Consider the following 26194-nt stretch of genomic DNA (forward strand, 5'->3'; position numbering starts at 1 on the left):
TCGTCTGGGTGCCGGCGGTCCTGGTGTACGTGCGGCCCGCGATGGTCATCAGCTTGCCGGGGAAGAGGGTCTCCGCGCTGATGGGGGCGGTGTCCTTCTTGGCCGTGGAGATGTAGTCCAGCGGGTTCTTCGGGGGCGGCGGCGCGACCGAGGAGAAGGACGGCTCGGGCGGCAGCGGCTGGGAGGGCGCCGTGGTGGTGGGGCCCGCCTTCGGCTTGCCGTCGCTCTTGTTGGACGCCACGACGGCGGCCGCGACGATCCCCGCGACGGCCACCGCGGCGAGCGCTCCGCCACCGACCATGAACAGCTTGCGGCGCTTCGCCGCGGCCTCGCGCTGCGCGGCGAGCGCTCCCCAGTCGGGGGCGTTGGACTGCGGGGCCTGCGGGAAGGCGCCGGGGCCGGCCGCCGGGCCCTGCGACTGCTGGGGGAAGGCCGGCGGGGCGCCGGCGGCGCCGAGGCCGCTCGTCGGCGGGGCCCAGGCGGGAGCCTGCGGTGCGCCGGGGTCGCCCTGCGGGGGCTGCTGGGCCTGCTGCTGAGCCCGCTCGGGCTGTTGGGCGCCGGCCGGGGGCCGGGCCTGTGCTCCGGGGCCGTACGGGTCCGGCTGCGCCGGTGCCTGCGGTGCCGTGCCGTCGGGTATCCGCGGTGGCTGCGGGGCGCCCGCCGCGGGCGGCCCGGCCTGGTAGGGGAGCGGCCGGGACGGGATGACCCGCCCCTCCAGCACCTCGCGCCGGCCCTCGCCCCCGGACTCGGGCGGGGTGGGCGCCGTGAAGCCCTGGCGCGGGTCGTGGGGAGGCGTGGGCCCATCAGTCATGACGCGCATCATATTCGGCGAACGGGTGACGCGGACGCCCGATCCGGGCGGTCCCGGGCACCGCTGTCCGGGTGCTGGAAATCGGTTTGGGCCCGGGCCCTGGCAGGGGCGAGAATCCAGAGCTATGGGACATGTAGAGGCGGCACACCTGGAGTACTACCTTCCGGATGGACGGGTGCTGCTCGGCGACGTCTCGTTCCGGGTGGGAGAAGGCGCCAAGGTCGCTCTGGTCGGGGCGAACGGCGCGGGCAAGACGACCCTGCTGCGGCTGATCTCGGGAGAGCTCAAGCCGGACGGCGGCTCGGTGACCATCAGCGGCGGGCTCGGCGTCATGCCGCAGTTCGTGGGTTCGGTCCGGGACGACCGGACGGTCCGGGACCTGCTGGTCTCCGTATCGCGGGCGCGGATCAGGACGGCCGCGAAGGCCGTCGACGCGGCCGAGCTGGCGATCATGGCGCAGGACGACGAACCGGCCCAGATGGCCTACGCGCACGCGCTCAGCGACTGGGCGGAGGCGCACGGCTACGAGGCCGAGAACATGTGGGACATGTGCACCCTGTCCGCACTGGGCGTCCCGTACGAGCGGGCGCAGTGGCGCGAGGTCAAGACGCTCTCCGGCGGTGAGCAGAAGCGCCTGGTGCTGGAGGCCCTGCTGCGCGGCACCGACGAGGTGCTGCTGCTGGACGAGCCGGACAACTATCTGGACGTACCCGGCAAGCGCTGGCTGGAGGAACAGCTCGCGCAGACCAAGAAGACCGTGTTGTTCGTCTCCCATGACCGGGAGCTGCTGGCCCGCTCCGCCGAGCGCATCGTCAGCGTCGAGCCGGGGCCCGCGGGCCCCGACGTCTGGGTGCACGGCGGCGGCTTCGGCACGTACCACCAGGCGCGCAAGGACCGCTTCGCGCGGTTCGAGGAGCTGCGGCGCCGGTGGGAGGAAGAACACACCAAGATCAAACAGATGGTCTTCCGGCTGCGCCAGCAGGCCGCGATCAGTCCGGACATGGCGTCGCGGTACCACGCGGCCCAGACCCGGCTGAAGCGCTTCGAGGACGCGGGTGCCCCTCAGGAGCCGCCGCGCGAGCAGGACATCAAGATGCGGCTGCGCGGCGGCCGTACCGGGGTGCGGGCGGTGACCTGCGAGGGGCTGGAGCTCACGGGGCTGATGCAGCCGTTCGACCTGGAGATCTACTACGGCGAGCGGGTCGCGGTGCTCGGCTCCAACGGGTCGGGTAAATCACACTTCCTGCGGCTGCTGGCCGGCCAGGACGTCCGGCACACCGGTTCCTGGAAGCTCGGCGCCCGGGTGGTGCCCGGTCACTTCGCGCAGACCCACGCGCACCCGGAGCTGGAGGGGCGCTCGCTGGTCGACATCCTGTGGACCGAGAACGCGCACGACCGCGGCCGGGCGATGGGCGTGCTGCGCCGCTACGAGCTGGAACGGCAGGGCGACCAGAACTTCGGCAGCCTCTCCGGGGGCCAGCAGGCCCGCTTCCAGATCCTCCTGATGGAGCTGGCGGGTACCACCGCGCTCCTGCTGGACGAGCCGACGGACAACCTTGACCTGGAGAGCGCCGAGGCCCTCCAGGAGGGCCTGGAGGCCTACGACGGCACGGTGCTCGCGGTGACCCACGACCGCTGGTTCGCCCGGTCCTTCGACCGCTATCTGGTCTTCGGCTCGGACGGATTCGTCCGCGAGTCGACGGAGCCGGTCTGGGACGAGCGCCGGGTGGAGCGCAAACGGTAGGGCCGCGGGCGGTGACGACCAGGTGACGGACGGCTGACGACAAGCTCCTGACCAGGGCATTGGGCCGCGTTTTGACCCGTACGGTCGAAGCCGGGTATTCTGCGAGTTCGTTATGCGTATTGGCTTGCTCGTTCTCACGTGAGAGGCCCTTACGCCGGTCCGCCGGGCCGAACACCAGCGGCAGTACCGGGTTGCGTCCCCGAGTACCGCCAGGGCTGTCGTGATCGTCCGGGTGGCCTTGTCAGGACTCCACTCTCTGAAGAAGCGAAGGCTACGACCGTGCGTACGTTCAGCCCCAAGCCCGGCGATGTAACTCGCCAGTGGCACGTCATCGACGCGCAGGACGTTGTCCTGGGCCGTCTGGCCTCTCAGGCCGCGAACCTTCTCCGGGGCAAGCACAAGCCTGTGTACGCCCCGCACGTTGACACCGGTGACTTCGTCATCATCATCAACGCCGACAAGGTTCACCTGTCCGGCAACAAGAAGTCCCAGAAGATGGCCTACCGCCACTCTGGCTTCCCGGGTGGTCTGCGCTCCGTCCGTTACGACGAGCTGCTCGACAAGAACCCCGAGAAGGCCGTCGAGAAGGCCATCAAGGGCATGGTCCCGAAGAACACCCTGGGCCGTCAGATGCTCTCGAAGCTGAAGGTCTACGCGGGTGCCGAGCACCCGCACGCTGCGCAGCAGCCGGTCCCGTTCGTGATCAGCCAGGTCTCGCAGTAGTCCCGGCCACCAGCTACCAGCAGAAAGCATCTGAGGAGAATCGTGGCTGAGACCACTACCGAGGCCCCCGTCGTCGAGGCTGACGACACCACCGAGACCGTTGAGGCCTTCGGGTCCGAGGAGGCTCCTACGGAGTACACCTCGGAGTCCGAGGCTCCGGAGGAGTACACCTCCGAGTCTCTCGCGGGCCGCTTCGGCGACCCGCAGCCGGCAGCCGGCACCGGCCGCCGCAAGCAGTCCATCGCCCGTGTCCGCATCGTGCCGGGCTCTGGCAAGTGGAAGATCAACGGTCGCACCCTCGAGGGTTACTTCCCGAACAAGGTGCACCAGCAGGAAGTCAACGAGCCGTTCAAGCTCCTTGAGCTGGACAACCGCTACGACGTCATCGCGCGTATCGGTGGCGGCGGCATCTCCGGCCAGGCCGGTGCGCTGCGCCTGGGTGTTGCCCGTGCGCTGAACGAGGCGGACACGGACAACAACCGCGCCGCCCTCAAGAAGGCCGGATTCCTGACGCGTGACGACCGTGCGGTCGAGCGCAAGAAGGCCGGTCTGAAGAAGGCCCGTAAGGCGCCGCAGTTCAGCAAGCGCTAATCACGCTCGGCGTTCGCCCCGGAGGCACTTTGTGCGCCTCCGGGGCGTTCGCTTTTTAGTGCCCAGGGCGTATATCTGTCGGTAACGCCCATGGTTCCCATACTCGGAGGAATAACAGTGGGACGACTCTTCGGCACGGACGGCGTGCGCGGCGTCGCCAACGCGGACCTGACCGCCGAGCTGGCGCTCGGCCTGTCCGTCGCGGCGGCTCATGTGCTCGCTGAGGCGGGCTCGTTCCAGGGTCATCGGCCGGTGGCCGTGGTCGGACGCGATCCGCGTGCTTCGGGGGAGTTTCTGGAGGCCGCCATCGTGGCGGGCCTCGCGAGCGCGGGCGTGGACGTCCTGCGGGTCGGTGTGCTGCCCACCCCAGCGGTGGCGTATCTCACCGGTGCGCTGGGTGCCGACCTCGGCGTGATGCTCTCCGCCAGCCACAACGCGATGCCGGACAACGGCATCAAGATCCTGGCCCGCGGCGGCCACAAGCTCGACGACGAGCTCGAAGAGCGCATCGAGAAGACCTACGAGGAGCACCGCGCGGGCGAGCCCTGGGACCGGCCGACCGGTTCCGGCGTCGGCCGCGTGAAGGACTACACCGAGGGCTTCGACCAGTACGTCGCGCACCTCATGGGGGTGCTGCCGAACCGCCTCGACGGACTGAAGATCGTCCTGGACGAGGCGCACGGCGCCGCCGCCTGGGTGTCGCCCGAGGCGTTCTCCCGGGCCGGCGCCGAGATCATCACGATCGGCGCCCAGCCCGACGGCCTGAACATCAACGACGGCTGCGGCTCCACGCACCTCGAACTGCTCAAGGCCGCCGTCGTCGAGCACGGCGCGGACTTCGGCATCGCCCATGACGGCGACGCGGACCGCTGCCTGGCCATCGACGCCGACGGCGACGAGGTCGACGGCGACCAGATCCTGGCCGTGCTGGCCCTGGACCTGCGCGAGCGGGGCGGGCTGCGGGAGAACACCGTGGTCGGCACCGTCATGTCCAACCTCGGCTTCAAGCTGGCGATGGAACGCGAGGGCATCCACCTCGTCGAGACGGCGGTCGGTGACCGCTATGTGCTGGAGTCGATGAAGGAGCACGGCTACGCGCTGGGCGGCGAGCAGTCCGGCCACGTCATCATCCTGGACCACGCCACGACCGGCGACGGCACGCTGACCGGCCTCATGCTGGCCGCCCGCGTCGCCGCCACCGGCCGCACGCTGGCCGATCTGGCCGGCGTCATGCAGCGGCTCCCGCAGGTGCTGGTGAACGTTCCGGACGTCGACAAGAGCCGGGTCAACACCGCTCCCGAGCTGGCGGCCGCGGTCGCCGAGGCCGAGCGCGAACTGGGCACCACCGGACGGGTCCTGCTGCGTTCCTCCGGCACCGAGCCGCTGGTCCGCGTCATGGTCGAGGCCGCCGACATCGACCACGCCCGCGCGGTCGCGGGCCGGCTGGCCGACGTCGTGAAGTCCGTCCTCGGCTAGGGCGTGTCGCGAAAGTAGCGCCGCCCGCCCGGATTCCCGGGCGGGCGGCGCGCGTTCGGTGCGCGGTGAGTTCAGAGCTTGCGCAGCGACAGCCGCTGGACCTTGTGCTGCGGGCCCTTGCGGAGCACCAGCGTGGCGCGGCTGCGCGTCGGCAGCACATTCTGCTGCAGGTTGGGCTTGTTGACGGTCCGCCACATCAGCCGGGCGTACTCCATCGCCTCCGCCTCCGAGACCTGCGTGTACTTGCGGAAGTACGAGAACGGGTTCTGGAACGCCGTCTCACGGAGCTTGCGGAACCGGCCGAGGTACCACTGCTCGATGTCCTCGGTACGCGCGTCGACGTACACGCTGAAGTCGAAGAAGTCGGCGAGGCCGACACGGGTGCGGCCGTCCTTGCCGGGTAGCGCCGGCTGCAGCACGTTCAGGCCCTCGACGATGAGGATGTCGGGCCGGCGCACCGTCAGGCGCTCCCCGGGGACGATGTCGTAGATCAGGTGCGAGTAGACGGGTGCGGTCACCTCGTCCTTGCCCGCCTTCACATCGGCGACGAAGCGGGTCAGCGCGCGCCGGTCGTAGGACTCCGGGAAGCCCTTGCGCGACATCAGGTCGCGGCGGTGCAGTTCGGCGTTGGGCAGCAGGAAACCGTCGGTGGTCACCAGCTCGACCCGCGGGTGCTCGGGCCAGCGGGCCAGCAGCGCGCGCAGGATACGGGCGGTGGTCGACTTCCCGACGGCGACGCTCCCCGCCACCCCGATGACGAACGGGGTGCCGGGCTGTTCGCCCTGCCCGTTGCCCGCGTCGCCCAGGAAGGTGTTCAGGGCGCCCCGCAGGCCGCTGTGGGCGGCCACGTACAGATTGAGCAGCCGGGACAGCGGCAGATACACGTCCACGACCTCGTCCAGGTCGATGACGTCGCCCAGGCCCCGCAGCCGCTCCACCTCGTCGGCGGTCAGCGGCAGTGGCGTCCGCTCCCGCAGCGCGCTCCACTCCGCGCGGCTGAGGTCCACGTACGGGCTGATCTCGGCGCGTCGGCGCTGCTGCTGATCGGTGGTCGGCACACGCCCCATTGTGCTGCCGCGCCGCGCCCGGCTCACCTCGGGGGGCGCCGGGCGCCCCCGGAGGGCCTCTGGGACGGCGGGGCGGTACGGCCATAGGGTGGCGGGCATGTGCGGAATCGTGGGGTATGTGGGCGGCCGGTCCGCTCTCGAGGTCGTTGTCGCCGGGCTGCGGCGGCTGGAGTACCGGGGCTACGACTCGGCGGGTATCGCCGTGCTGGCCGACGGCGGTCTGGCCGCCGCCAAGAAAGCCGGCAAGCTCGCCAATCTGGAGGCGCTGCTGGAACGGCAGCCGCTGCCGGCCGGCGGAACCGGGATCGGGCACACGCGGTGGGCGACCCACGGCGGCCCGACGGATGTGAACGCGCATCCGCACCTGGACAACGCCGGACGGGTCGCGGTGGTGCACAACGGCATCATCGAGAACTTCGCCGCGCTGCGGGCGGAGCTGGCCGAGCGCGGCCACGCGCTGGAGTCCGAGACCGACACCGAGGTCGTGGCGCATCTGCTCGCCGAGCACTTCTCCTCGTCGGCGGACCTGGCCGAGGCGATGCGGCAGGTGTGCCGGCAGCTGGACGGGGCGTTCACGCTGGTCGCGGTGCACGCGGACGAGCCGGACGTGGTGGTCGGGGCGCGCCGCAACTCACCGCTGGTGGTGGGCGTCGGGGAGGGCGAGAACTTCCTGGCGTCGGACGTCGCCGCGTTCATCGCGTACACCCGTGAGGCGATCGAACTGGGCCAGGACCAGGTCGTCGAGCTGCGCCGGGAGAGCGTCACCGTCACCGACTTCGAGGGCAAGCCGGCCGAGGTGCGGCCCTATCACGTCGACTGGGACGTCTCGGCCGCCGAGAAGGGCGGCTACGACTACTTCATGCTCAAGGAGATCGCCGAGCAGCCGAAGGCGGTCGCCGACACGCTGCTGGGGCGGATCGGCACGGACGGCCGGCTGACCCTCGACGAGCTGCGGATGCCCGACCGGATGCTGCGCGAGATCGACAAGGTCGTGATCGTCGCGTGCGGGACGGCGTTCCACGCCGGGATGATCGCCAAGTACGCGATCGAGCACTGGACGCGGATGCCGTGCGAGGTGGAGCTCGCGAGCGAGTTCCGGTACCGGGACCCGATCCTGGACCAGCGGACGCTCGTCGTCGCGATCAGCCAGTCCGGCGAGACGATGGACACCCTGATGGCGCTGCGGCACGCCCGTGAGCAGGGCTCCAAGGTGCTCGCCATCTGCAACACCAACGGTTCGACGATCCCGCGTGAGTCCGACGCCGTGCTGTACACGCACGCCGGGCCCGAGGTCGCCGTCGCCTCGACGAAGGCGTTCCTGACGCAGGTCGTCGCCTGCTATTTGGTCGCGCTGTACCTGGGGCAGGTACGCGGCACCAAGTGGGGCGACGAGATCACCGGGGTGATCCGTGAGCTGTCGGAGATCTCCACCCAGGTGGGGCAGGTGCTGGAGACGATGGAGCCGGTGCGGGCGCTCGCGCGGTCGCTGAAGGACAAGAACACCGTGCTGTTCCTGGGCCGGCACGTCGGCTACCCGGTCGCCCTGGAGGGCGCGCTGAAGCTCAAGGAGCTGGCGTACATGCACGCCGAGGGCTTCGCGGCGGGTGAGCTCAAGCACGGGCCGATCGCGCTCATCGAGAAGGACCTGCCGGTGGTCGTGGTGGTGCCGTCGCCGCGCGGCCGGTCGGTGCTGCACGACAAGATCGTCTCCAACATCCAGGAGATCCGGGCCCGCGGCGCCCGCACCATCGTCATCGCCGAGGAGGGCGACGAGGCGGTCGTCCCGTACGCGGACCACATCATCCGCATCCCGCGCACCCCGGTGCTGCTGCAGCCGCTGGTGGCCACCGTGCCGCTGCAGGTCTTCGCGTGCGAGCTGGCCACCGCCCGCGGCAACGAGGTCGACCAGCCGCGGAACCTCGCCAAGTCGGTGACCGTCGAATGATCATCGGGGTCGGGATCGACGTCGCCGAGATCGAGCGCTTCGCCGCGTCCCTGGAGCGCACCCCGGGCCTGGCCGACCGGCTCTTCACCAGGAACGAGCGGCTGCTGCCCGGCGGCGAACCCCGTGGCATCGCCTCGCTCGCCGCCCGCTTCGCCGCCAAGGAAGCCCTCGCCAAGGCGCTCGGCGCCCCGGCGGGGCTGGTCTGGCTGGACGCCGAGGTGACCACCGAGGACACCGGCCAGCCACGGCTCACCGTGACCGGCTCGGTGGCCCGGCGGGCGGCGGAACTGGGGGTGCGGGGGTGGCACGTCTCGCTCAGCCATGACGCGGGGATCGCTTCCGCTGTGGTGATCGCGGAGGGTTGAACCGCCCGCCCGCGGGCGGGAAACGAGAGGACAACGGATGCGGCACGCACACACCGTCGAGACCGTACGGGCGGCGGAGCGCGCTCTTATGGCGCGGTTGCCCGAGGGGGCGCTCATGCAGCGGGCGGCCGCCGGGCTGGCGGCTGCCTGTGCCGGGCTGCTCGGGCGGGTGTACGGCGCCCGTGTCGTTCTGCTCGTCGGCAGCGGTGACAACGGGGGCGACGCGCTGTACGCGGGGGCCAGGCTCGCGCGGCGCGGGGCCGCCGTCACCGCTGTGCTGCTCGCGCCGGACCGTACGCACGGCGGCGGGCTGGCGGACCTGCGGGCCGCGGGCGGGCGTACGGTGACCGCCGACGCGGCGCTGCCGCTGATCGGCCGCGCCGACCTCGTCCTGGACGGGATCGTCGGCATCGGCGGGAAGGGCGGTCTGCGGCCGGCGGCCGTGCCGCTCGCGCGGGCCGCGCGCGACTCCCGCGCCACGGTCGTCGCCGTGGACCTGCCGAGCGGCGTCGATGCCGACACCGGTGAGGTCACCGGCCCGGTCGTGCACGCCGATGTCACCGTCACCTTCGGCACCTACAAGCCGGGCCTGCTGATCGACCCGGCCGCCGGTCACGTCGGAGCCCCGCGCCTGATCGACATCGGCCTCGGCCCCGGTCTGCCGGCCCCGGCGCTCGAAGCCCTGCAGTTCGCGGAGGTCGCCGCGCTGCTGCCGGTGCCGGCCCCCGAGAGCGACAAGTACCGGCGCGGTGTCGTCGGCGTGGTCGCCGGGTCCGACCGCTACCCGGGCGCGGCCGTCCTCGCGGTGGCGGGCGCGCTGCGCGGCGGCGCGGGCGCCGTGCGGTACGCCGGGCACGGAGGGGAGGCCGTGCTGGCCCGCTTCCCCGAGACGCTCGTCACGACCGGCCCGCCGTCCGAAGCGGGTCGCGTCCAGGCGTGGGTGGTCGGTCCTGGTCTCGGCGACGGTACGGAGGCGCGGCGGTCGGTCGACGACGTCCTCGCGTCCGGGGTGCCCGTCCTCGTCGACGCGGACGGGCTGCGTCTGATCACCCGCGAGCAGGTCAGGGCGCGCACCGCGGCCACCGTCCTCACCCCGCACGCGGGGGAGGCGGCGGCGCTGCTGGGGCGGTCCCGGGAGGAGGTCGAGGCGGCCCGGCTGGCGTCAGTGCGGGAGCTCGCCGAGCAGTACGGCGCCACGGTGCTCCTCAAGGGCTCGACGACGCTGGTGGCCGACCCCGACCGGGCCGTACCGGTGCGGGTCAACCCGACCGGCACGTCGTGGCTCGCCACCGCGGGCAGCGGCGACGTCCTGTCCGGCCTCACCGGCTCCCTGCTGGCCGCCGGCCTCGCCCCCCGCGACGCCGCGTCCGTCGGCGCCCACCTCCACGGCCTGGCCGCCCGGCTGGCCTCCGGCTCCGCCGCCGGTGTCGGCGCGCCCGTCTCGGCCCAGGACATCGCGGCCACCCTTCCGGCCGCGTGGCGTCAGGTGACGGGCGGCTGAACCCCGTCCTCGCGCCGGAGGACGGCCTGGTTGCGGGCCCGTTCCGCCGGTCGCGCGGGGCGGAGGCGCGGGGCGGAGCCACAGGCCTGAGAGACTGGGCTCGATGGACAACACTGCGATGCGTGCCTGGGCGGAGATCGATCTGACCGCGCTCCGGGCGAATGTGACGGCGCTGCGGGCCTGTGCCCCCGGCGCCGGGCTGATGGCCGTGGTCAAGGCGGACGCCTACGGGCACGGCATGGTGCCGTGCGCGCGGGCCGCGCTGGAGGCCGGGGCGACCTGGCTCGGCACCGCCACGCCCGAGGAGGCGCTGGCGTTGCGCGCGGCCGGGGTGGGCGGCCGGCTGCTGTGCTGGCTGTGGACGCCCGGCGGCCCGTGGCGCGCCGCGGTCGAGGCCGACATCGATGTGACGGTGAGCGCCCTGTGGGCGCTGCGCGAGGTGTGCGCGGCGGCCCGCGAGGCGGGCCGCACGGCCAGGGTGCAGCTGAAGGCGGACACCGGCCTGGGCCGCAACGGCTGCCAGCCGGCCGACTGGCCGGAGCTGACCGCCGCGGCGCGGGCGGCCGAGACCGACGGGCTGATCAAGGTCACCGGCATCTGGTCGCACTTCTCGTGCGCCGACGAGCCGGGCCATCCGTCGATCGCCGCCGAGCTGGCGGCCTTCCACACCGCCCTGGCGGGCGCGGCGGCCGCCGGCCTCGACCCCGAGGTGCGGCACATGGCGAACTCGCCGGGCACCCTGACCCTTCCGGAGTCGCACTTCGACCTGGTGCGCCCCGGCGTCGCGATGTACGGGATCTCGCCGGTGCCGCAGGTCGGCGGCCCCGCCGACTTCGGGCTGCGGCCGGTGATGACGCTGGCCGCGCGGCTGGCGTCGGTGAAGCGGGTGCCGGGCGGGCACGGGGTCAGCTACGGCCATCACTACATCACCCCGGGTGAGACGACCCTGGCGCTCGTCCCGCTGGGCTACGCGGACGGCGTCCCCCGGCACGCTTCGGGCTCGGGGCCCGCCCTGGTCGCCGGGAAGTGGCGGACGGTCGCCGGCCGGGTCGCGATGGACCAGTTCGTCGTCGACCTCGGGGGCGACGCGGCCCAACCGGGCGACGAGGCAGTACTGTTCGGGCCGGGTGACCGGGGCGAGCCGACCGCGGAGGACTGGGCGCTGGCCGCGGGCACCATCGCCTACGAGATCGTCACGCGGATCGGGACCCGGGTGCCGCGCGTCTATGTCGACAACGGGAGACGCGTACCAGGGGAGTAGCGGGAACACGATGACCATGGACAGCGGAGCGAAGTGGGAGCGGGCCGGCAAGAGCGCCGGCTTCGTCGGTGCGGCGATCGGCGTGGTGGCGGCGGGCGCCGCCGCTGGCGTCGCGCTGGAGCGGCTCACGGTCGGCCGGGGCATCCGCAGGAAGGCGCGGCTCGCGCTGGACGCGGCCGGGCCGTACGGAGCGTTGCGCGGCACACCGGGTTCGGTGGCCGCGGAGGACGGCACCGAGCTGTACTACGAGGTCGAGGACGTCGTGGAGCAGCCGGTGGCGGTGCCGCGGCGCGGCTGGACGGGCCTCTTCAAGCGGGGCGGCGGGGCCGAGCCGCAGCCGCTCACCGTCGTCTTCTGCCATGGCTACTGCCTCAACCAGGACGCCTGGCACTTCCAGCGCGCGGCCCTGCGCGGCAGCGTCCGGGCCGTCTACTGGGACCAGCGCAGCCACGGGCGCTCCGAGCGCGGCCGGGACCAGCTCGCGGGTGAGCCCGCCACGATCGACCAGCTCGGCCGCGACCTCAAGGCGGTGCTGGACGCCGCCGCGCCGAACGGCCCGCTGGTGCTCGTCGGGCACTCGATGGGCGGCATGACGATCATGGCGCTGGCCGACCAGTTCCCCGATCTGGTGACGGAACGGGTGGCCGGGGTCGCCTTCATCGGCACGTCAGCGGGGAAGCTGGCGGCGATGACGATGGGGCTGCCGGCCGCCGGGGCACGGGCGTTCCGGGCGCTGGCGCCCGGCGTGCTGCGGATCCTCGGCACGCAGGTGGATCTGGTGGAACGCGGGCGGCGGGCCACCGCGGACCTCTTCGCGGGCATCGTGAAGCGGTACTCGTTCGCCTCGGACGTCGACGCGTCGGTGGGCCGGTTCGCCGAGCGGCTGATCGAGGGGACGCCGATCGACGTCGTCGCCGAGTTCTACCCGGCGTTCATCCAGCACGAGAAGGCGGACGCGCTGGCCGTCCTGGACGGCAAGCCCGCGCTCGTACTGGCCGGGGACAAGGACCTGCTCACCCCGAGCGACCACAGCGCCGACATCGCGGAGCGGCTGCCGGCCGCGGAACTGGTGATCGTCGAGAACGCCGGTCACCTGGTGATGCTGGAGTACCCGGAACTGGTGAACGCCCATCTGGCCGCCCTGCTGGCCCGCGCGGCGGACGCCGTCCAGGCCCCGCTGCCGCAGACGGTCAGAGAACTGGGGCTCTCTCAAGAGGTGCAGCAGGCGGCACAGGAGGCATAGGGCCTGGCCGGCCGATCACGAGCGGCCCTTTCGCCGCCTGGCACGGCCCCTCGCGGCGTTGCCGAAACACCTGAATACAGACCGGTATGCAGGTGCTCCGGCGCCTTGCGAGGCACCGCACCAGACGACGCCTTGCCCGCCCATGATCGGCCGGCCAGGCCCTCGCCTCCGCCACGCCGCGTAGCATTCGCGGACATGGAACCGCTGCACGGTCAGCACACCGCTGACGACCCCGTATCCGTCCGTCTCACGGTCAGGACCCCCGACCGTATGCGGGAGTTGGGCCGGGCTCTCGCCGGTCTGCTGCTCCCCGGTGACCTGGTGCTGCTCAGTGGCGAACTGGGCGCGGGCAAGACGACGCTGACCCGCGGCCTGGGGGAGGGCCTCGGGGTGCGGGGGGCGGTGACCTCGCCGACCTTCGTGATCGCCCGGGTGCATCCGTCGCTCAGCGGCGGGCCCGCCCTGGTGCACGTGGACGCGTACCGGTTGGGCGGCGGGCTCGACGAGATGGAGGACCTGGACCTCGACGTCTCGCTGCCGGAATCGGTGGTGGTCGTCGAATGGGGCGAGGGCAAGGTCGAGGAGCTGTCCGAGGCCCGGCTGCAGGTCGTCATCTCCCGGACGCTCGGCACGGCCGGGCAGCACGACGCCGGCGCTGACGCGGATCCCGGCGCCGACGTCGACGCCGAGAGCGATGTCGACGACGTGCGCGAGGTGACCGTCACCGGTATCGGCCGACGCTGGGTCAACCAGGACCTTTCACCGCTCGGGGCCTAGCCCGGCGGGGAGGCGTTCCGACAGCGTGTCGGGAAGATGTTGCGCGCGGGTGGCCCGGCGTGGTCGCATGGGAGTGCAGATGTTGGTCGAGGCTGCCTACATTCCCTCAGGAGGCACGCATGCCGGCTCATGGCACTTCGGACGCGCCGAAGCCCGCCGCAGTCCCCGCGGTCCCGGCTGCCCCCGTGGTCCCCGGAGTTCCCACCGGTCCCGCGATCCCCGCACTGCCGTCGATGAGCGAGCTGCTGGCCGCGGGTGCGGCGGCGACGGCTGTGTCCACCCCGCCCGACGAGAACGACGGGGAACGCCGCGACGCGGCGTAACAGCCGGCCGCCCTTCACTCGAACGGTGGAATTCGCGTCCTTGAGCGCTTGATCAGCGGACGACGACGATCTTGGTGTCGATCACCGCGAGCTTCCACAGCTCGTCACCGTCGGCGGGCGTCTCACGGATACCGCCGGTCTTCTTCTGCGGGTCCGGGCTGGGCATCGAGGCGTCCACCGCCGCGCTGAAGCCGATGACGGTGGCGCCGACGGTCGCGAACCGCACGACGTGCTCGATCGCGATCCCGTCACCGCCGGTGCCGCGCGCGGTGCGCGAGGTGACCTTGTAGCGGCCGGGGGCCGGATCGACGCTGCCCGGCGCGACGACGTAGGTGCGCACCACCTTGTTGGCGCCGTTCACCAGCCAGACCCGCTTGGCCGCCAGCCCGTAGACCACGCGCTTGCCGCTGCCGGTGTTCGCGGGCAGCACCGGCACCTGGGTGACCGGCGGCACCTTGGCCGTGGGCGCGGTGGCGGCCGGGCTCGAGGGGCGGGCCGTCACGGGGTGGTCCGCCGCGGAACCGGAGGCCTGGACGGCCAGTACGGCGATGACGGCGAGCGCGGCAGCGGTGAGGCCTGTCACGAGGGTCCCCGACCCGATCCTTGGCACGGTTGGTTCGCTCCTCCGGAGGGGTTTGCGGGCTGTGGTCGACGTTAGCAGCCGGGGCCCGCCCGATGACCGCGCGAGCGGGCGCCGGGCGGCCGGGTGTTGTGCCCGGTGTGGCGGCCTGGGCCACCGCCCCCACCGCCACCGCGGCCGACCCGGGGGATGGGGCGGGGCCGTAGGGTGTCACCGTGCTTCTGCTTGCTTTTGACACCGCTACGCCCGCTGTGACCGCCGCGCTCCACGACGGCGGGCGGGTGCTCGCCGAATCGACGGTCGTCGACGCCCGGCGGCACGGAGAACTCCTCATGCCGGCCGTCGACCGGGTGCTGGGCGAGGCCGGGGCGGCGATCGGCGATGTGACCGGCATCGTCGTCGGGACCGGCCCCGGGCCGTACACGGGGCTGCGGGTCGGCCTGGTGACCGCCGCCGCGTTCGGCGACGCGCTCGGGGTGCCGGTGCACGGCATCTGCACCCTGGACGGGATCGCGTACGCGGCCGGTCTGGCCGGCGTCGAGGGCCCCTTCGTGGTGGCCACCGACGCCCGCCGCAAAGAGGTCTACTGGGCCCGCTACGACAGCCCCCGCGAGCCTGTGACCGAGCCCGCCGTCGACCGTCCCGCCGATATCGCGCAGGCGGTCGCGGGGCTGCCCGCCGTCGGCGCCGGGGCCGCGCTGTACCCGGAGGTCTTCACGGACGTACGGGCGCCTGAGCACCAGTCCGCCGGCGCGCTGGCCGCGCTCGGTGCCCTGCGGCTCGCGGAGGGCGCGGAGTTCGCGCCCCCGCTGCCGCTGTACCTGCGGCGGCCCGACGCGCAGGTGCCGGCCGGCTACAAGGCGGTCCTGCCCAAGTGACGGTGACACTGCGCGAGATGCGCTGGTGGGACCTGGACCGGGTGATGGAGCTGGAACTGGAGCTCTTCCCCGAGGACGCCTGGTCGCGCGGCATGTTCTGGTCCGAGCTGGCCGACGCGCGGCACCCGCTGGCCACCAGGCACTACATCGTGGCCGAGGACGTCGCTGAAGACGTCGCCGAGGACGCTGCCGCCGTCACCGGCGGTGGGGGCCGGCTGGTCGGCTACGCGGGACTCGCGGCGATCGCCGGGACCGGCGACGTGCAGACCATCGCCGCCGCCCGCGACCAGTGGGGCACCGGCCTGGGCGCCCGGCTGCTCGCCGACCTGATGCACCAGGCCACGGCCTTCGAGTGCCACGAGGTGCTGCTCGAGGTCCGGGTCGACAACCTCCGCGCCCAACGGCTCTACGAGCGCTTCGGCTTCGAGCCGATCGGCTTCCGCAAGGGTTACTACCAACCGGGCAACGTCGACGCCCTCGTGATGCGTATGACCGAACCCTCCTCCGTACAAGGAACCACTACTGATGGCTGACGAGCCGCTTGTCCTCGGCATCGAGACCTCCTGCGACGAGACCGGTGTCGGCATCGTCCGGGGGCACACCCTGCTCGCCGACGCGGTGGCGTCCAGCGTCGACGACCACGCGCGCTACGGCGGCGTGGTGCCCGAGATCGCCAGCCGGGCGCATCTGGAGGCGATGGTCCCCACGATCCAGCGCGCCCTGAAGGAGGCGGGGGTCGCCGCGAGCGACCTCGACGGCATCGCCGTCACCGCGGGCCCCGGGCTCGCGGGCGCGCTGCTGGTGGGCGTGAGCGCCGCCAAGGCGTACGCCTACGCGCTCGGCAAGCCGCTCTACGGCGTCAACCACCTCGCGTCGCACATCTGCGTGGACCAGCTGGAGCACGGCGCGCTGCCCGAGCCGACGATGGCGCTGCTGGTCTCCGGCGGGCACTCGTCGCTGCTGCTCGCCCCGGACATCACCAGTGATGTGCGGCCGCTGGGCTCGACGATCGACGACGCGGCGGGCGAGGCGTTCGACAAGGTCGCCCGGGTGCTGGGCCTCGGCTTCCCCGGCGGCCCGGCCGTCGACCGGCACGCCCGCGACGGCGACCCGAAGGCCATCAGGTTCCCGCGCGGCCTGACCGGCCCGCGCGACGCGCCGTACGACTTCTCGTTCTCCGGCCTGAAGACGGCCGTCGCGCGCTGGGTCGAGGCGCAGCGCCGGGACGGCTTGGACGTGCCGGTGGCGGATGTCGCCGCGTCCTTCCAGGAGGCCGTGGTGGACGTGCTGACCCGTAAGGCGATCCGGGCCTGCAAGGAGCACGGCGTGGACCACCTGATGATCGGCGGCGGGGTCGCGGCGAACTCACGGCTGCGGTCTCTGGCACTGGAGCGCTGCGAGGACGCTGGCATCGTGCTGCGGGTGCCGCGCCGGGCACTGTGCACGGACAACGGCGCCATGGTCGCGGCGCTCGGCGCGGAGATGGTGGCGCGCAACCGGCCGTCCTCGACCTGGGACCTGCCGGCCGACTCCTCCCTGCCCGTCACCGAGGTCTCCGTACCGGGCCACTCGCACCCGCACCCGGAGGAGCACACCCACTCGCACGACCATGTGCACGAGCTGAGCAAGGACAACCTGTACTGATGACCGTCGCCCTGATGTGGGAGGCGCGGGCCGCCGAGGGGCGCGGTGCCGAGCTGCTGGAATGGGTCCGCGCCCAGGAGCTGGCACCGGCCCCGCTGCGCCGCGAGCACTTCTCCGCACCTGGTGACCGGGTGCTCGTCATCACCTGGTGGGACGCGCCCTACGAGGCCGAGTTGCCCGAGCTGGCGGAACCCCCGGCCGCTTTTCTGCATCGTTCAGTACACAGATGGCGTTTTGAACGAACAGCATAGGGTTCACATATGCACATAAAAGCGGCGGGACTGATCGTTTCCGGTCTCCTGCTCGTCACCGGGTGCTCGACGGCTTCGTCCACGCCGAAGGCCGCGCCGGCGACTTCCGGGACCGGACCTTCCGCCGCCCCGTCGTCCGACGGGAGCACCGCCCCCGGCGACGGTGCGGACACCGCCGCCGCGTTCCGCAAGTGGAAGATCAAGCCGATGGCACCGGCCCCGGCCCCGCCGAAGGTGAAGCCGGTGAAGACCGGTTCCGGTACGCCGCCGGTGGTCAGCGACATCCCCACCAAGGAGAAGATCGTCTTCGTCACCTTCGACGACGGCGCGGAGAAGGACCCAAAGTTCGTCACCATGATGGGCGAGCTGAAGATCCCCTTCACGATGTTCCTGACCGACGACATCATCCGGAGCGACTACGGCTACTTCAAGCCGCTCCAGAAGCTCGGCAACCCGATACAGAACCACACGCTGACGCACCCGAACCTGCGGACCGAGTCGGAGTCCGCCCAGCGTCACGAGATATGCACCCAGCAGACGAAGCTGAAGGCCGAGTACGGCACCACGCCCCGCCTCTTCCGGCCGCCCTACGGCAACCTGAACGAGGCCACCAAGACCGCCGCGAAGTCCTGCGGACTCCAGGCGCTCATCCTGTGGCGCGAGTCCATGCAGATCAAGGGCATGCAGTACCAGCGCGCCGACAAGAAACTGCACCCCGGCGACATCATCCTGGCCCACTTCCGCGGCCCGTCCGAGCTCAAGGGCACCTCCATGACGGAGATGACCGCCAACATGCTGCGCATGATCTCCGAGCAGGGCTTCACCGTGGCGCGCCTCGAGGACTACGTCTGAGCCGTCAGCCTTTGCTCTCCGGCTCGGGCCGGTAGGCGCGGCTCGCGTACCGCCGCAGCGCCGTGGACAGCTCCCGCGCCTCGGCGGGGTCCAGCCGCAGGGTGAGCCCCGCGCTGCGCCGCGCCGCCGCGACGGTGACGCCCGCGGCCCCGGAATCCACACCGAACTCCTGGGGCGGGACGGCCCGCAGGCTGCCGGCCGGAACGGTCGCCCGCAGGAGGAAGCCGGCGCGCCGGCTCACCGTGGCCCGGGTACGGACGAGCGCGACCTCCTGCACCTCGGACCACGGCCGGGACCATTCGGCCCTGCCGTGCCGCAGTCGCAGCCCGGCCGCGTCCAGGCCGACCGAGACGGCGGCCGTGCGCCGAGCCCTGACCAGGGCGCGCAGCGCCCACGTCAGGACCGTGGTGAGCAGCGCGACCACGATGAGGCTCATCATGGTCACCTGGTTGCCGATCAACCCCACCTCGGCCACCGAGGACAGGACCAGCGCGATCGTGAAGATCCCCGCGTTGCCGGCCAGGCCCGGTCCGCCGGACACCGGTGCCTGCTGCGCGAGTTCATACCTGCCCGGAGCCGGCGTCTTGGCCCGGGCGCGGACCGGCCCGGCTTTGCGCTCGGCGACCTGCGGCGCGGTGGCGGTCGGCGCGGCGGCGGCTGGGGCGACCGAGGGTACGACGACGGGCGCGACGGCGGCGGGTGGGGTGGCGGCCGGTGCCACGACGGTCGGCCGGTGTGCCGGCGGGGCTTCGCGGGCGGCGGTCAGCGTATCGATCAGGGAATCCGTTCCCGGGCGCTCCCGGGGGTCCTTGGCGAGGCAGGCGGCGACCACCGGCCGCAGGGCGTCCGGCACCCCGCTGAGATCCGGCTCGTCGTGCACCACCCGGTACAGCAGCGCCGGAACCGTCCCCGTCCCGAAGGGCGCCCGGCCGGTGGCCGCGAACACCAGGACCGAGCCGAGCGAGAAGACATCGCTCTCCGCGCCCACCCGGCCGCCGGTGGCCTGCTCGGGGGACATGAACCCCGGCGTGCCGATCACCGCGCCCGTCCCGGTGAGCATCGTGGCGCCCTCCAGCGCCTTGGAGATCCCGAAGTCGATGACCCGCGGTCCGTCGTCGACCATCAGCACGTTGCCCGGCTTGAGGTCGCGGTGCACCAGGCCGGCCGCGTGCACCGAGGCCAGCGCCTCCGTCAGCCCCGCGCCCAGCGCCCGGAGTTCGGCCTCCGGCAGCGGTCCGTCCCGCTGCACCAGGACGCCGAGGTCGGGCGCCTCCAGATACTGGCTGGCCACCCAGGGCCGTTCCGCCTCCGGATCGGCGTCCACGACCGACGCCGTCCAGAAGCCGGACACCGCGCGTGCCGCGTCCACCTCCCGGCGGAACCGGCTGCGGAAGCCGGGATCCGCGGCGATCTCGGCCCGGACGAGCTTGACGGCGACCGCCCGGCCGCTGCGCGACCGGCCGAGATACACCTCGCCCATGCCCCCCGCGCCGAGCCGCTTCTGCAGCTCGTACGGTCCGACCCTGCGCGGGTCGCCCGGCCTCAGTTCATCCATCCCGGCCCCCCGGTTCATCAGCAGTCGGCTGCAGGCTACCGGCGCGGATGATGCCGCGTCAGGCGATGCCCGGTGCCGCCCGACACCGGTCGGCCTACGGCTCGTTCACCGGCCGGCCCAGCAGCATCGACGGTGCGCCCGCCACGCGGGTGAGGAAGACCGTGACGGAGTGCGGGCCCTCCAGCTTCAGCTTCTTGCGCAGGTCCTCCGGCTCGATGGCGGAGCCGCGCTTCTTGATGACGGCGACGCCCACACCGCGCTGCCGCAGCAGCGCCTTCAGCTTCTTCAGGCCGAACGGCAGCACGTCGGTGATCTCGTACGCCGTCGCGAACGGTGTCGGGCGCAGCTCGTCGGCGGTGATGTACGCGATCGTCTCGTCGATCAGCCGGCCGCCGACCTGTTCCGCGACCTCGGCGACCAGGTGCGCGCGGATCACCGCGCCGTCCGGCTCGTGGAGGTACCGGCCGACCGGGCCGGCCGGCGGGTCGGGGAGCGGGGCGCCGGTCCACAGGGTGCCCGCGGACGGCAGCAGGGTCGCGCTCACCGAGCCGGGGTTCTTCCCGAACCACAGCACGGCCTCCTTCACATCACCGCGGTAGGAGATCCACTCCGCCCCGGCGTCGTCGGGTACGGCCTCGTGCGGGATGCCCGGCGCGACCTTCAGGGCCGCCACCGGCACCTCGCGGGCCGCCCCGATCGCCCAGGACAGCGACGGCGAGTACGACTCAGGGTCGAAGATCCGCCCACCCGTCGCCCGGCCACCACCCCTCACCGACTGGCTGCGCGAGACCCCTCCTGATCTGCCTCCCCTCCGGGCAGGATCCACGAAGACGGCGTCGTAGCCGCTGGTGGCGATCTCGGTCACATCGGCGCAGCGCACCTCGATGAGGTCGGCGAGGCCCAGCGACTCCGCGTTGGCCCGTGCGACCGCGCAGGTCAGCGGGTCCCGGTCGACCGCCAGCACCGCCACGCCGGCCCGGGCGAGCGCGATGGCGTCCCCGCCGATCCCGCAGCACAGATCGGCCAGCCGCCGTACGCCCAGCGCTGTGAAGCACTCCGCCCGGTACTCCGCCACCTCGGTGCGGGTGGCCTGTTCCACTCCGTCGGGGGTGAAGTACATCCGGTACGCGTCCGCCCCGAACTTCGCCTCCGCGCGCTGCCGCAGCCGGGCCTGGCCGAGCGCCGCCGACACCAGTTCCGCGGGGTGTTCACGCCGCAGCCGGGTCGCCTCCGCCAGTTCGCGGGCGGGGTCGTAGTCGCGCAGCGACCCCAGCAGGGCCTGCCCGGCGGGGGTCAGCAGGTAGGAGAGCGCGTCAAGATCCACGCTTCGATTGTCCTCCAGTCCGGAGGCGTCCGGCACCGTTCCGGCGGCGCTCCGTTGGCACTCCGCTTGACCGAGTGCTAAAGCCGTCCTAGTCTCGGTGCTGGCACTCAGCACTGCCGAGTGCCAGCACAACAGCGACGGGCAGGTCCGGCACCCGCGACGACGGGCCTACCAGGTCGCCACCCAGACAGACACTCCCGTTAGCCCTTTGAAGGGGGAGGTCGGAACGTGACGACCGCCAGCAGCAAGGTTGCCATCAAGCCGCTCGAGGACCGCATCGTGGTCCAGGCGCTCGAGGCTGAGCAGACCACGGCCTCCGGCCTGGTCATCCCGGACACCGCCAAGGAGAAGCCCCAGGAGGGCGTCGTCCTGGCCGTGGGCCCGGGCCGCTTCGAGGACGGTAACCGTCTTCCGCTCGACGTTTCCGTCGGCGACGTCGTGCTGTACAGCAAGTACGGCGGCACCGAGGTGAAGTACAACGGCGAGGAGTACCTCGTCCTCTCGGCCCGCGACGTTCTCGCGGTCATCGAGAAGTAGGTCTGCTTCACCACTAGCAGCAGCCGTGACCTTCCCCGGGTATCCGTGTCTACTGACCCGGCGCCCGGGGTTTGGTCTTTGACGAGGAAAAGACGAGGTAGGACGCAGTGCCGAAGATCCTTAAGTTTGACGAGGACGCCCGTCGCGCCCTTGAGCGTGGCGTCAACAAGCTTGCCGACACCGTGAAGGTGACGATCGGTCCCAAGGGCCGCAACGTCGTCATCGACAAGAAGTTCGGCGCGCCGACCATCACCAACGACGGTGTCACCATCGCCCGTGAGGTCGAGCTCGACGACCCGTACGAGAACCTTGGCGCCCAGCTCGTGAAGGAGGTGGCGACCAAGACCAACGACATCGCGGGTGACGGCACCACCACCGCCACCGTGCTGGCCCAGGCACTGGTCCGCGAGGGCCTGCGCAACGTCGCCGCCGGCGCTTCCCCCGCCTCCCTGAAGAAGGGCATCGACGCCGCGGTCAAGGCTGTCTCCGAGGAGCTGCTGAAGACCGCCCGCGCGATCGAGGGCAAGGAAGACATCGCGGCCGTCGCCGGGCTGTCCGCCCAGGACAAGCAGGTCGGCGAGCTCATCGCCGAGGCGATGGACAAGGTCGGCAAGGACGGTGTCATCACCGTCGAAGAGTCCAACACCTTCGGCCTGGAGCTGGACTTCACCGAGGGCATGGCCTTCGACAAGGGCTACCTGTCGCCCTACTTCGTCAGCGACCAGGAGCGTATGGAGGCCGTCCTCGACGACCCGTACATCCTGATCCACCAGGGCAAGATCTCCTCGATCCAGGACCTGCTGCCGCTGCTGGAGAAGGTCATCCAGGCCGGCGCGTCCAAGCCCCTGCTGATCATCGCCGAGGACGTCGAGGGCGAGGCGCTCTCCACCCTCGTCGTCAACAAGATCCGCGGCACCTTCAACGCCGTCGCGGTGAAGGCCCCGGGCTTCGGTGACCGCCGCAAGGCCATGCTCGGCGACATCGCCACCCTCACCGGTGCGACCGTCATCGCCGAAGAGGTCGGCCTCAAGCTCGACCAGGCCGGTCTCGACCTGCTGGGCACCGCCCGCCGCGTGACCATCTCCAAGGACGACACCACCATCGTCGATGGTGCCGGTGACAAGGCCGAGATCGACGGCCGTGTCGGCCAGATCAAGGCCGAGATCGCCGCCACCGACTCCGACTGGGACCGCGAGAAGCTCCAGGAGCGCCTCGCGAAGCTCGCCGGCGGCGTCTGCGTCATCAAGGTCGGCGCGGCCACCGAGGTGGAGCTCAAGGAGAAGAAGCACCGTCTCGAGGACGCCATCTCGGCGACCCGCGCCGCGGTCGAGGAGGGCATCGTCTCCGGCGGTGGCTCCGCTCTCGTCCACGCCGTCAAGGTCCTTGAGGGCAACCTCGGCCTGTCCGGCGACGAGGCCACGGGTGTCGCGGTCGTCCGCCGCGCCGCCGTCGAGCCGCTTCGCTGGATCGCGGAGAACGCGGGCCTCGAGGGCTACGTCATCACCGCCAAGGTCGCGGAGCTGGAGGCCGGTCACGGCTTCAACGCCGCCACCAACGAGTACGGCGACCTCGTGAAGGCCGGCGTCATCGACCCGGTCAAGGTCACCCGCTCCGCGCTGGAGAACGCCGCTTCCATCGCGGCCCTGCTGCTCACGACCGAGACCCTGGTCGTCGAGAAGCCGGCCGAGGACGAGGGCGACGCCGGCCACGGCGGCCACGGCCACTCGCACTGACGTCGTAGCCGCGCTCTGTCGCACGAAGGCCCCTGCTCCCGCCGCCCGGCGGGAGCAGGGGCCTTTCGCCGTACCGGGCGCTAGTGAGGCATCTCGATCACGCCGAGCTTGGTCAGCAGGCCGAGCATGTCGTGGTTCCACCAGGCTTCCACGATCATCCCGTCCTGGAACCGGAAGACCGTCTGGCCGGTCATCTGGGCCTGCCGGTCGGTGGCCGGCATGCCGCGGAACTCCGCGACGTGCGTGGCGGTCCAGGTCCACCGGTTCGCCACGCGGTCCCCTTCGGCGAGCTGGTCGTCGATCGTGAACCGGAAGTCGAATCCCGCCCGGTATCCGGCGACTTCCTCGCGCAGGGCGGCGGTTCCCATGGTGGGCGTCTCGTTGTTGGGGTCGTGATCGCGGTAGTCGGCCGCGAAGATCTCCTCGATGGCGTCCAGATTGCCGTCATTGGCGATCTCTTCGAAGAACCGGCGGCAGGCCGCCTTGTTGAGCTGCTCGTCCCGGACCACGTCCAGGTCCGTGAACGTGGGCATCCCGTCGCAGAGCGCCACCATCTCCTGGAAGATCCGCTCCGTCTCCGGGAGCTGGGAATTCTTCATCGCCTCTTCGTACGACGGGAATTCCACGATCTCGACGTAGTGGGACGCGTCGGCGCGGTCCTTGCCGATGACGCTGTGGCTCGCGGTCCGCTTGCCCTTGGTCTGTTCGACCCAGCGGTCCATGAGCTGGTTCATGTCGTCGAACTGGTCGGTCTTGAAGTCGATGATCTGCGTGAAGTGCATGGCGTACCTCCCGAGCCGGGTGGGATACGTCCATTTTAGTGAGAAATGCGCCTTCCGCAGATACCGCCGGGCAGCGGCTACTGCGGCCCGTACTTGCGGCCCGTCCTGGAGGTGACCCCGCCGAGCAGGCCGCGCGGCGCCAGCTTCACCAGGCCCATCAGCGTCTTGTACCTCGGGTCCGGCACGGACAGCGTCTTCCCGCGGGCCAGGTCCTTGAGCGCCGTCGCGACCAGCTTGTCCGCGTCCAGCCACATCCAGCCCGGGATGTTGTCCGTCCCCATCCCGGCACGCTCATGGAATTCGGTCCGCACGAAGCCGGGGCAGAGCGCCATCAGCCGTACGCCGGTCCCCGCCAGATCCTTCGACGCGCCCTGCGTGAACTGCACGACCCACGCCTTGCTCGCCCCGTACGTCCCGCGCGGCACGAAGGCGGCGACCGACGCGACGTTCACCACGCCGCCACGTCCCCGCTCCCGCATGCCGTCCGCCGCCGCGCTCGTCAGCCGCAGCACCGCCTCGCAGTGCACCTTGAGCATGGTCAGCTCATCGGCCATCGAGACCTCGAGATAGCGCCCCTTGTTGCCGAACCCGGCGTTGTTGATGAGCAGATCCACCGCATCGGACCGGTCCGCGAGCCGTGACTCGACGGCCGCGATCCCGTCGTCCCGCGACAGGTCGGCGGAGAGCACCTCCGCCTCGATGCCGTGCCGATCGTGCAGTTCGGCCGCCTGCTTCCGCAGCCGCTCGGCGTCCCGGGCCACCAGCACCAGGTTGTGCCCATCGGCCGCCAGCCGGCGCGCGAAGGCGGCGCCGATCCCTGCCGTCGAGCCGGTGATCAGTGAAGTCGTCATGCCATGAAGTTAGCCGAGCCGCTTGCGGATCGATTCCGCGTACGACCTGTTGATCAGGTCGATCGCCACCAGCGTCCGCGGCAGCAGCTCCGACTCCGTCGTCATCGCCCGGAACAGGAACTCGACGGTCACCTCGTGATCGGGTCGCGACAGCACGGTGATCCCGTCACCCGCCCGCACCGAACCCGGCTCGACGACCCGCAGAAAGGCACCGGGCCTGCGGTCCTGGGTGAAGCGCTTGACCCACCCCTTCTCGTCCAACCACCCGGCGAAGGTGCGGCACGGTATCCGCGGCGAGGTCACCTCCAGCACCACCTCACCGACGCGCCAGCGCTCCCCGATCACCGCGGAGTTGACCTCCACCCCGGCCGTCGTGAAGTTCTCCCCGAACACCCCGCTGGGCAGCTCCCGCCCGAGCACCCGCTCCCACCGGTCCAGGTCCTCCCGCGCGAACGCGTACACGGCCTGGTCGTCCCCGCCGTGGAACCGCCGGTCGATGATGTCGTCCCCCGCCAGCCCGCTGCCCGCCACTCCCTGCGGCCCGGGGTCGGCCACCGCCACCGGGCCGTCGACGGGCCGTTTGTCGATCCCGGTCGTCCCACGATCCGAGTAGCCGACGGCCATCAGGCGGCCGATATTGAGTGACAGGAGTCGCGACATGCAAAGCACCTTACGTTCGCGGCCCCCGTCCGGCGACCCTCCTGCGGATCCGCTCGAGATCCCCGGCGGGCAGCGCGTCCGCGACGACCAGCCGCGGCAGCAGCTCCGGCTCTCCGGTCAGCGCCCGGAACGCCAGCGCGACCGTCACCTCGTGCTCCGGCCGCCCGACGACCTCCACCGCGTCCCCCGCGCAGATCTCGCCCGCCGTGACCACCCGCAGATACGCCCCGGGCACCGCGGCCGCGGTGAACCGCTTGAGCCATCCCGGCCGGTCCAGCCAGCCCTCGAACGTCACACACGGAATCCGCGGACACGACACCTCCAGCACCACCCCGGCCCCCACCCGCCACCGCTCCCCGATGAGCGCGCCGTTCACATCCACCCCGGATGTCGTGAGGTTCTCCCCGAACACCCCGCTGGGCAGCTCCCGCCCGAGCACCCGCTCCCACCCGTCGAGGTCCTCCCGTGCGTAGGCGTACACGGCCTGATCGTTCCCACCGTGATGCTTCACGTCATGGACGCGGTCCCCGGCGAGCCCCACGGCCCCGGTGCCTTTCGCCCCGGGCGCCGCCACGGCCACCGGGCCGGTCACGGGACGCTTGTCGATGCCGGTCGCGGCGATTCCCTTCCAGGGATTGGCCTGCGGCCGGCCCACATTGACAGATAGCAGCAGCATGCTTCGACGATAGGCGTCGGGGGCGCGGGTACGTCAGCCCTCGC

General features: G+C 71.8%; 26 protein-coding genes and 1 pseudogene. 18 read left to right on the forward strand and 9 right to left on the reverse strand.

What is annotated here, in order from left to right:
• A pseudogene (locus O3W51_RS13205) lies at nt 1-811 on the reverse strand (hypothetical protein); the annotation flags it as partial.
• 124 nt (nt 812-935) lie between these two features.
• Between O3W51_RS13205 and O3W51_RS13210 the strand changes: the two are divergent.
• The 4 genes from O3W51_RS13210 to glmM all read left to right on the forward strand — a co-directional run bounded on the left by O3W51_RS13210 (nt 936) and on the right by glmM (nt 5345).
• Nucleotides 936-2555, forward strand: coding sequence for an ABC-F family ATP-binding cassette domain-containing protein (locus tag O3W51_RS13210; protein WP_269285874.1), 1620 nt, complete (start codon nt 936-938; stop codon nt 2553-2555).
• Nucleotides 2556-2834: 279 nt separating this feature from the next.
• Nucleotides 2835-3278 carry a 50S ribosomal protein L13 gene (gene rplM / locus O3W51_RS13215; RefSeq protein ID WP_138352922.1) on the forward strand — a complete coding sequence of 148 codons (444 nt, stop codon included), beginning with the start codon at nt 2835-2837 and terminating at the stop codon, nt 3276-3278.
• Nucleotides 3279-3320: 42 nt separating this feature from the next.
• Entirely contained in the window at nt 3321-3869 is a 549-nt protein-coding gene (rpsI, locus tag O3W51_RS13220) for a 30S ribosomal protein S9 (protein WP_138352923.1), read from the forward strand.
• Between the two features lie 117 nt (nt 3870-3986).
• Complete coding sequence (gene glmM, locus O3W51_RS13225) at nt 3987-5345, forward strand: phosphoglucosamine mutase (protein ID WP_138352924.1); 1359 nt, start codon at nt 3987-3989, stop codon at nt 5343-5345.
• A 71-nt stretch (nt 5346-5416) separates the two neighbouring features.
• Here the strand turns inward: glmM and coaA are convergent, their stop codons facing one another.
• Nucleotides 5417-6412, reverse strand: coding sequence for a type I pantothenate kinase (gene coaA / locus O3W51_RS13230; protein WP_138352993.1), 996 nt, complete (start codon nt 6410-6412; stop codon nt 5417-5419).
• A gap of 97 nt (nt 6413-6509) precedes the next feature.
• Here coaA and glmS point away from each other — a divergent pair, with 97 nt between their 5' ends.
• The 7 genes from glmS (at nt 6510) to O3W51_RS13265 (ending at nt 13827) form a co-directional block, all read left to right on the forward strand.
• Nucleotides 6510-8357 carry a glutamine--fructose-6-phosphate transaminase (isomerizing) gene (glmS, locus tag O3W51_RS13235; RefSeq protein ID WP_138352925.1) on the forward strand — a complete coding sequence of 616 codons (1848 nt, stop codon included), beginning with the start codon at nt 6510-6512 and terminating at the stop codon, nt 8355-8357.
• Complete coding sequence (locus tag O3W51_RS13240) at nt 8354-8722, forward strand: holo-ACP synthase (protein WP_138352926.1); 369 nt, start codon at nt 8354-8356, stop codon at nt 8720-8722. Before glmS ends, O3W51_RS13240 begins: the two co-directional genes overlap by 4 nt.
• Nucleotides 8723-8759: 37 nt before the next feature.
• The gene (locus O3W51_RS13245) at nt 8760-10223 is read left to right on the forward strand and encodes an NAD(P)H-hydrate dehydratase (RefSeq protein WP_269285881.1); all 1464 of its coding nucleotides are present in this window, start codon (nt 8760-8762) and stop codon (nt 10221-10223) included.
• A gap of 103 nt (nt 10224-10326) precedes the next feature.
• Complete coding sequence (gene alr, locus O3W51_RS13250; RefSeq protein ID WP_138352928.1) at nt 10327-11484, forward strand: alanine racemase; 1158 nt, start codon at nt 10327-10329, stop codon at nt 11482-11484.
• A 16-nt stretch (nt 11485-11500) separates the two neighbouring features.
• A complete protein-coding gene (locus O3W51_RS13255) occupies nt 11501-12727 on the forward strand; it encodes an alpha/beta fold hydrolase (RefSeq protein ID WP_232484676.1) in 1227 nt (408 codons plus the stop codon).
• 195 nt (nt 12728-12922) lie between these two features.
• Nucleotides 12923-13504: a tRNA (adenosine(37)-N6)-threonylcarbamoyltransferase complex ATPase subunit type 1 TsaE gene (gene tsaE, locus O3W51_RS13260; RefSeq protein WP_138352930.1), complete on the forward strand. Its 582-nt coding sequence runs from the start codon at nt 12923-12925 to the stop codon at nt 13502-13504.
• Nucleotides 13505-13623: 119 nt separating this feature from the next.
• Nucleotides 13624-13827 carry a hypothetical protein gene (locus O3W51_RS13265; RefSeq protein ID WP_138352931.1) on the forward strand — a complete coding sequence of 68 codons (204 nt, stop codon included), beginning with the start codon at nt 13624-13626 and terminating at the stop codon, nt 13825-13827.
• A gap of 52 nt (nt 13828-13879) precedes the next feature.
• Here the strand turns inward: O3W51_RS13265 and O3W51_RS13270 are convergent, their stop codons facing one another.
• Nucleotides 13880-14410, reverse strand: coding sequence for a hypothetical protein (locus tag O3W51_RS13270; protein WP_198357116.1), 531 nt, complete (start codon nt 14408-14410; stop codon nt 13880-13882).
• A gap of 212 nt (nt 14411-14622) precedes the next feature.
• On the opposite strand from O3W51_RS13270, the gene tsaB reads away from it, so the two are divergent.
• The 5 genes from tsaB to O3W51_RS13295 are packed head-to-tail and all read left to right on the forward strand — an operon-like array spanning nt 14623 to nt 18032.
• Entirely contained in the window at nt 14623-15285 is a 663-nt protein-coding gene (gene tsaB / locus O3W51_RS13275) for a tRNA (adenosine(37)-N6)-threonylcarbamoyltransferase complex dimerization subunit type 1 TsaB (RefSeq protein WP_138352933.1), read from the forward strand.
• Entirely contained in the window at nt 15282-15818 is a 537-nt protein-coding gene (rimI, locus tag O3W51_RS13280; protein WP_331284067.1) for a ribosomal protein S18-alanine N-acetyltransferase, read from the forward strand. Before tsaB ends, rimI begins: the two co-directional genes overlap by 4 nt.
• Nucleotides 15811-16929, forward strand: a complete 1119-nt coding sequence (gene tsaD, locus O3W51_RS13285) for a tRNA (adenosine(37)-N6)-threonylcarbamoyltransferase complex transferase subunit TsaD (RefSeq protein WP_138352934.1) — start codon at nt 15811-15813, stop codon at nt 16927-16929. Before rimI ends, tsaD begins: the two co-directional genes overlap by 8 nt.
• A complete protein-coding gene (locus tag O3W51_RS13290; RefSeq protein ID WP_138352935.1) occupies nt 16929-17180 on the forward strand; it encodes a hypothetical protein in 252 nt (83 codons plus the stop codon). The genes tsaD and O3W51_RS13290 overlap by 1 nt, the downstream gene beginning before the upstream one ends.
• A 9-nt stretch (nt 17181-17189) precedes the next feature.
• Entirely contained in the window at nt 17190-18032 is an 843-nt protein-coding gene (locus O3W51_RS13295) for a polysaccharide deacetylase family protein (protein WP_138352936.1), read from the forward strand.
• A 4-nt stretch (nt 18033-18036) separates the two neighbouring features.
• Here the strand turns inward: O3W51_RS13295 and O3W51_RS13300 are convergent, their stop codons facing one another.
• On the reverse strand, nt 18037-19587 hold the full coding sequence (locus tag O3W51_RS13300) for a serine/threonine-protein kinase (protein WP_232484675.1): 1551 nt from the start codon (nt 19585-19587) through the stop codon (nt 18037-18039).
• A 94-nt stretch (nt 19588-19681) separates the two neighbouring features.
• The gene (locus tag O3W51_RS13305; RefSeq protein ID WP_269285889.1) at nt 19682-20911 is read right to left on the reverse strand and encodes a class I SAM-dependent methyltransferase; all 1230 of its coding nucleotides are present in this window, start codon (nt 20909-20911) and stop codon (nt 19682-19684) included.
• A gap of 228 nt (nt 20912-21139) precedes the next feature.
• On the opposite strand from O3W51_RS13305, the gene groES reads away from it, so the two are divergent.
• Together groES and groL are read left to right on the forward strand one after the other, a co-directional pair.
• The gene (gene groES / locus O3W51_RS13310; RefSeq protein ID WP_138352939.1) at nt 21140-21448 is read left to right on the forward strand and encodes a co-chaperone GroES; all 309 of its coding nucleotides are present in this window, start codon (nt 21140-21142) and stop codon (nt 21446-21448) included.
• Between the two features lie 107 nt (nt 21449-21555).
• Nucleotides 21556-23181: a chaperonin GroEL gene (groL, locus tag O3W51_RS13315; RefSeq protein ID WP_138352940.1), complete on the forward strand. Its 1626-nt coding sequence runs from the start codon at nt 21556-21558 to the stop codon at nt 23179-23181.
• Nucleotides 23182-23261: 80 nt separating this feature from the next.
• Here the strand turns inward: groL and O3W51_RS13320 are convergent, their stop codons facing one another.
• The 4 genes from O3W51_RS13320 to O3W51_RS13335 all read right to left on the reverse strand — a co-directional run bounded on the left by O3W51_RS13320 (nt 23262) and on the right by O3W51_RS13335 (nt 26150).
• On the reverse strand, nt 23262-23963 hold the full coding sequence (locus O3W51_RS13320) for an ester cyclase (protein WP_269285892.1): 702 nt from the start codon (nt 23961-23963) through the stop codon (nt 23262-23264).
• 77 nt (nt 23964-24040) lie between these two features.
• A complete protein-coding gene (locus O3W51_RS13325) occupies nt 24041-24814 on the reverse strand; it encodes an SDR family NAD(P)-dependent oxidoreductase (protein WP_138352942.1) in 774 nt (257 codons plus the stop codon).
• A gap of 9 nt (nt 24815-24823) precedes the next feature.
• On the reverse strand, nt 24824-25474 hold the full coding sequence (locus O3W51_RS13330) for an MOSC domain-containing protein (RefSeq protein ID WP_138352943.1): 651 nt from the start codon (nt 25472-25474) through the stop codon (nt 24824-24826).
• A 10-nt stretch (nt 25475-25484) separates the two neighbouring features.
• Nucleotides 25485-26150 (reverse strand): MOSC domain-containing protein, encoded by a 666-nt coding sequence (locus tag O3W51_RS13335; RefSeq protein ID WP_269285897.1) that lies wholly within the window; start codon nt 26148-26150, stop codon nt 25485-25487.
• Nucleotides 26151-26194: the final 44 nt, after the last annotated feature.

The sequence above is a fragment of the Streptomyces sp. H39-C1 genome (assembly GCF_027158125.1).
Lineage (GTDB): Bacteria > Actinomycetota > Actinomycetes > Streptomycetales > Streptomycetaceae > Actinacidiphila > Actinacidiphila fildesensis.

Excerpts from the sequence above, each read along its gene's own strand:
- O3W51_RS13210 (WP_269285874.1), top strand. The coding sequence starts at position 936 with ATGGGACATGTAGAGGCGGCACACCTGGAGTACTACCTTCCGGATGGA.
- coaA (WP_138352993.1), bottom strand. The coding sequence starts at position 6,412 with ATGGGGCGTGTGCCGACCACCGATCAGCAGCAGCGCCGACGCGCCGAG.
- glmS (WP_138352925.1), top strand. The coding sequence starts at position 6,510 with ATGTGCGGAATCGTGGGGTATGTGGGCGGCCGGTCCGCTCTCGAGGTC.
- O3W51_RS13240 (WP_138352926.1), top strand. The coding sequence starts at position 8,354 with ATGATCATCGGGGTCGGGATCGACGTCGCCGAGATCGAGCGCTTCGCC.
- O3W51_RS13245 (WP_269285881.1), top strand. The coding sequence starts at position 8,760 with ATGCGGCACGCACACACCGTCGAGACCGTACGGGCGGCGGAGCGCGCT.
- alr (WP_138352928.1), top strand. The coding sequence starts at position 10,327 with ATGGACAACACTGCGATGCGTGCCTGGGCGGAGATCGATCTGACCGCG.
- O3W51_RS13255 (WP_232484676.1), top strand. The coding sequence starts at position 11,501 with ATGGACAGCGGAGCGAAGTGGGAGCGGGCCGGCAAGAGCGCCGGCTTC.
- tsaE (WP_138352930.1), top strand. The coding sequence starts at position 12,923 with ATGGAACCGCTGCACGGTCAGCACACCGCTGACGACCCCGTATCCGTC.
- O3W51_RS13265 (WP_138352931.1), top strand. The coding sequence starts at position 13,624 with ATGCCGGCTCATGGCACTTCGGACGCGCCGAAGCCCGCCGCAGTCCCC.
- tsaD (WP_138352934.1), top strand. The coding sequence starts at position 15,811 with ATGGCTGACGAGCCGCTTGTCCTCGGCATCGAGACCTCCTGCGACGAG.
- O3W51_RS13290 (WP_138352935.1), top strand. The coding sequence starts at position 16,929 with ATGACCGTCGCCCTGATGTGGGAGGCGCGGGCCGCCGAGGGGCGCGGT.
- O3W51_RS13295 (WP_138352936.1), top strand. The coding sequence starts at position 17,190 with ATGCACATAAAAGCGGCGGGACTGATCGTTTCCGGTCTCCTGCTCGTC.
- O3W51_RS13300 (WP_232484675.1), bottom strand. The coding sequence starts at position 19,587 with ATGGATGAACTGAGGCCGGGCGACCCGCGCAGGGTCGGACCGTACGAG.
- O3W51_RS13320 (WP_269285892.1), bottom strand. The coding sequence starts at position 23,963 with ATGCACTTCACGCAGATCATCGACTTCAAGACCGACCAGTTCGACGAC.
- O3W51_RS13325 (WP_138352942.1), bottom strand. The coding sequence starts at position 24,814 with ATGACGACTTCACTGATCACCGGCTCGACGGCAGGGATCGGCGCCGCC.
- O3W51_RS13330 (WP_138352943.1), bottom strand. The coding sequence starts at position 25,474 with ATGTCGCGACTCCTGTCACTCAATATCGGCCGCCTGATGGCCGTCGGC.
- O3W51_RS13335 (WP_269285897.1), bottom strand. The coding sequence starts at position 26,150 with ATGCTGCTGCTATCTGTCAATGTGGGCCGGCCGCAGGCCAATCCCTGG.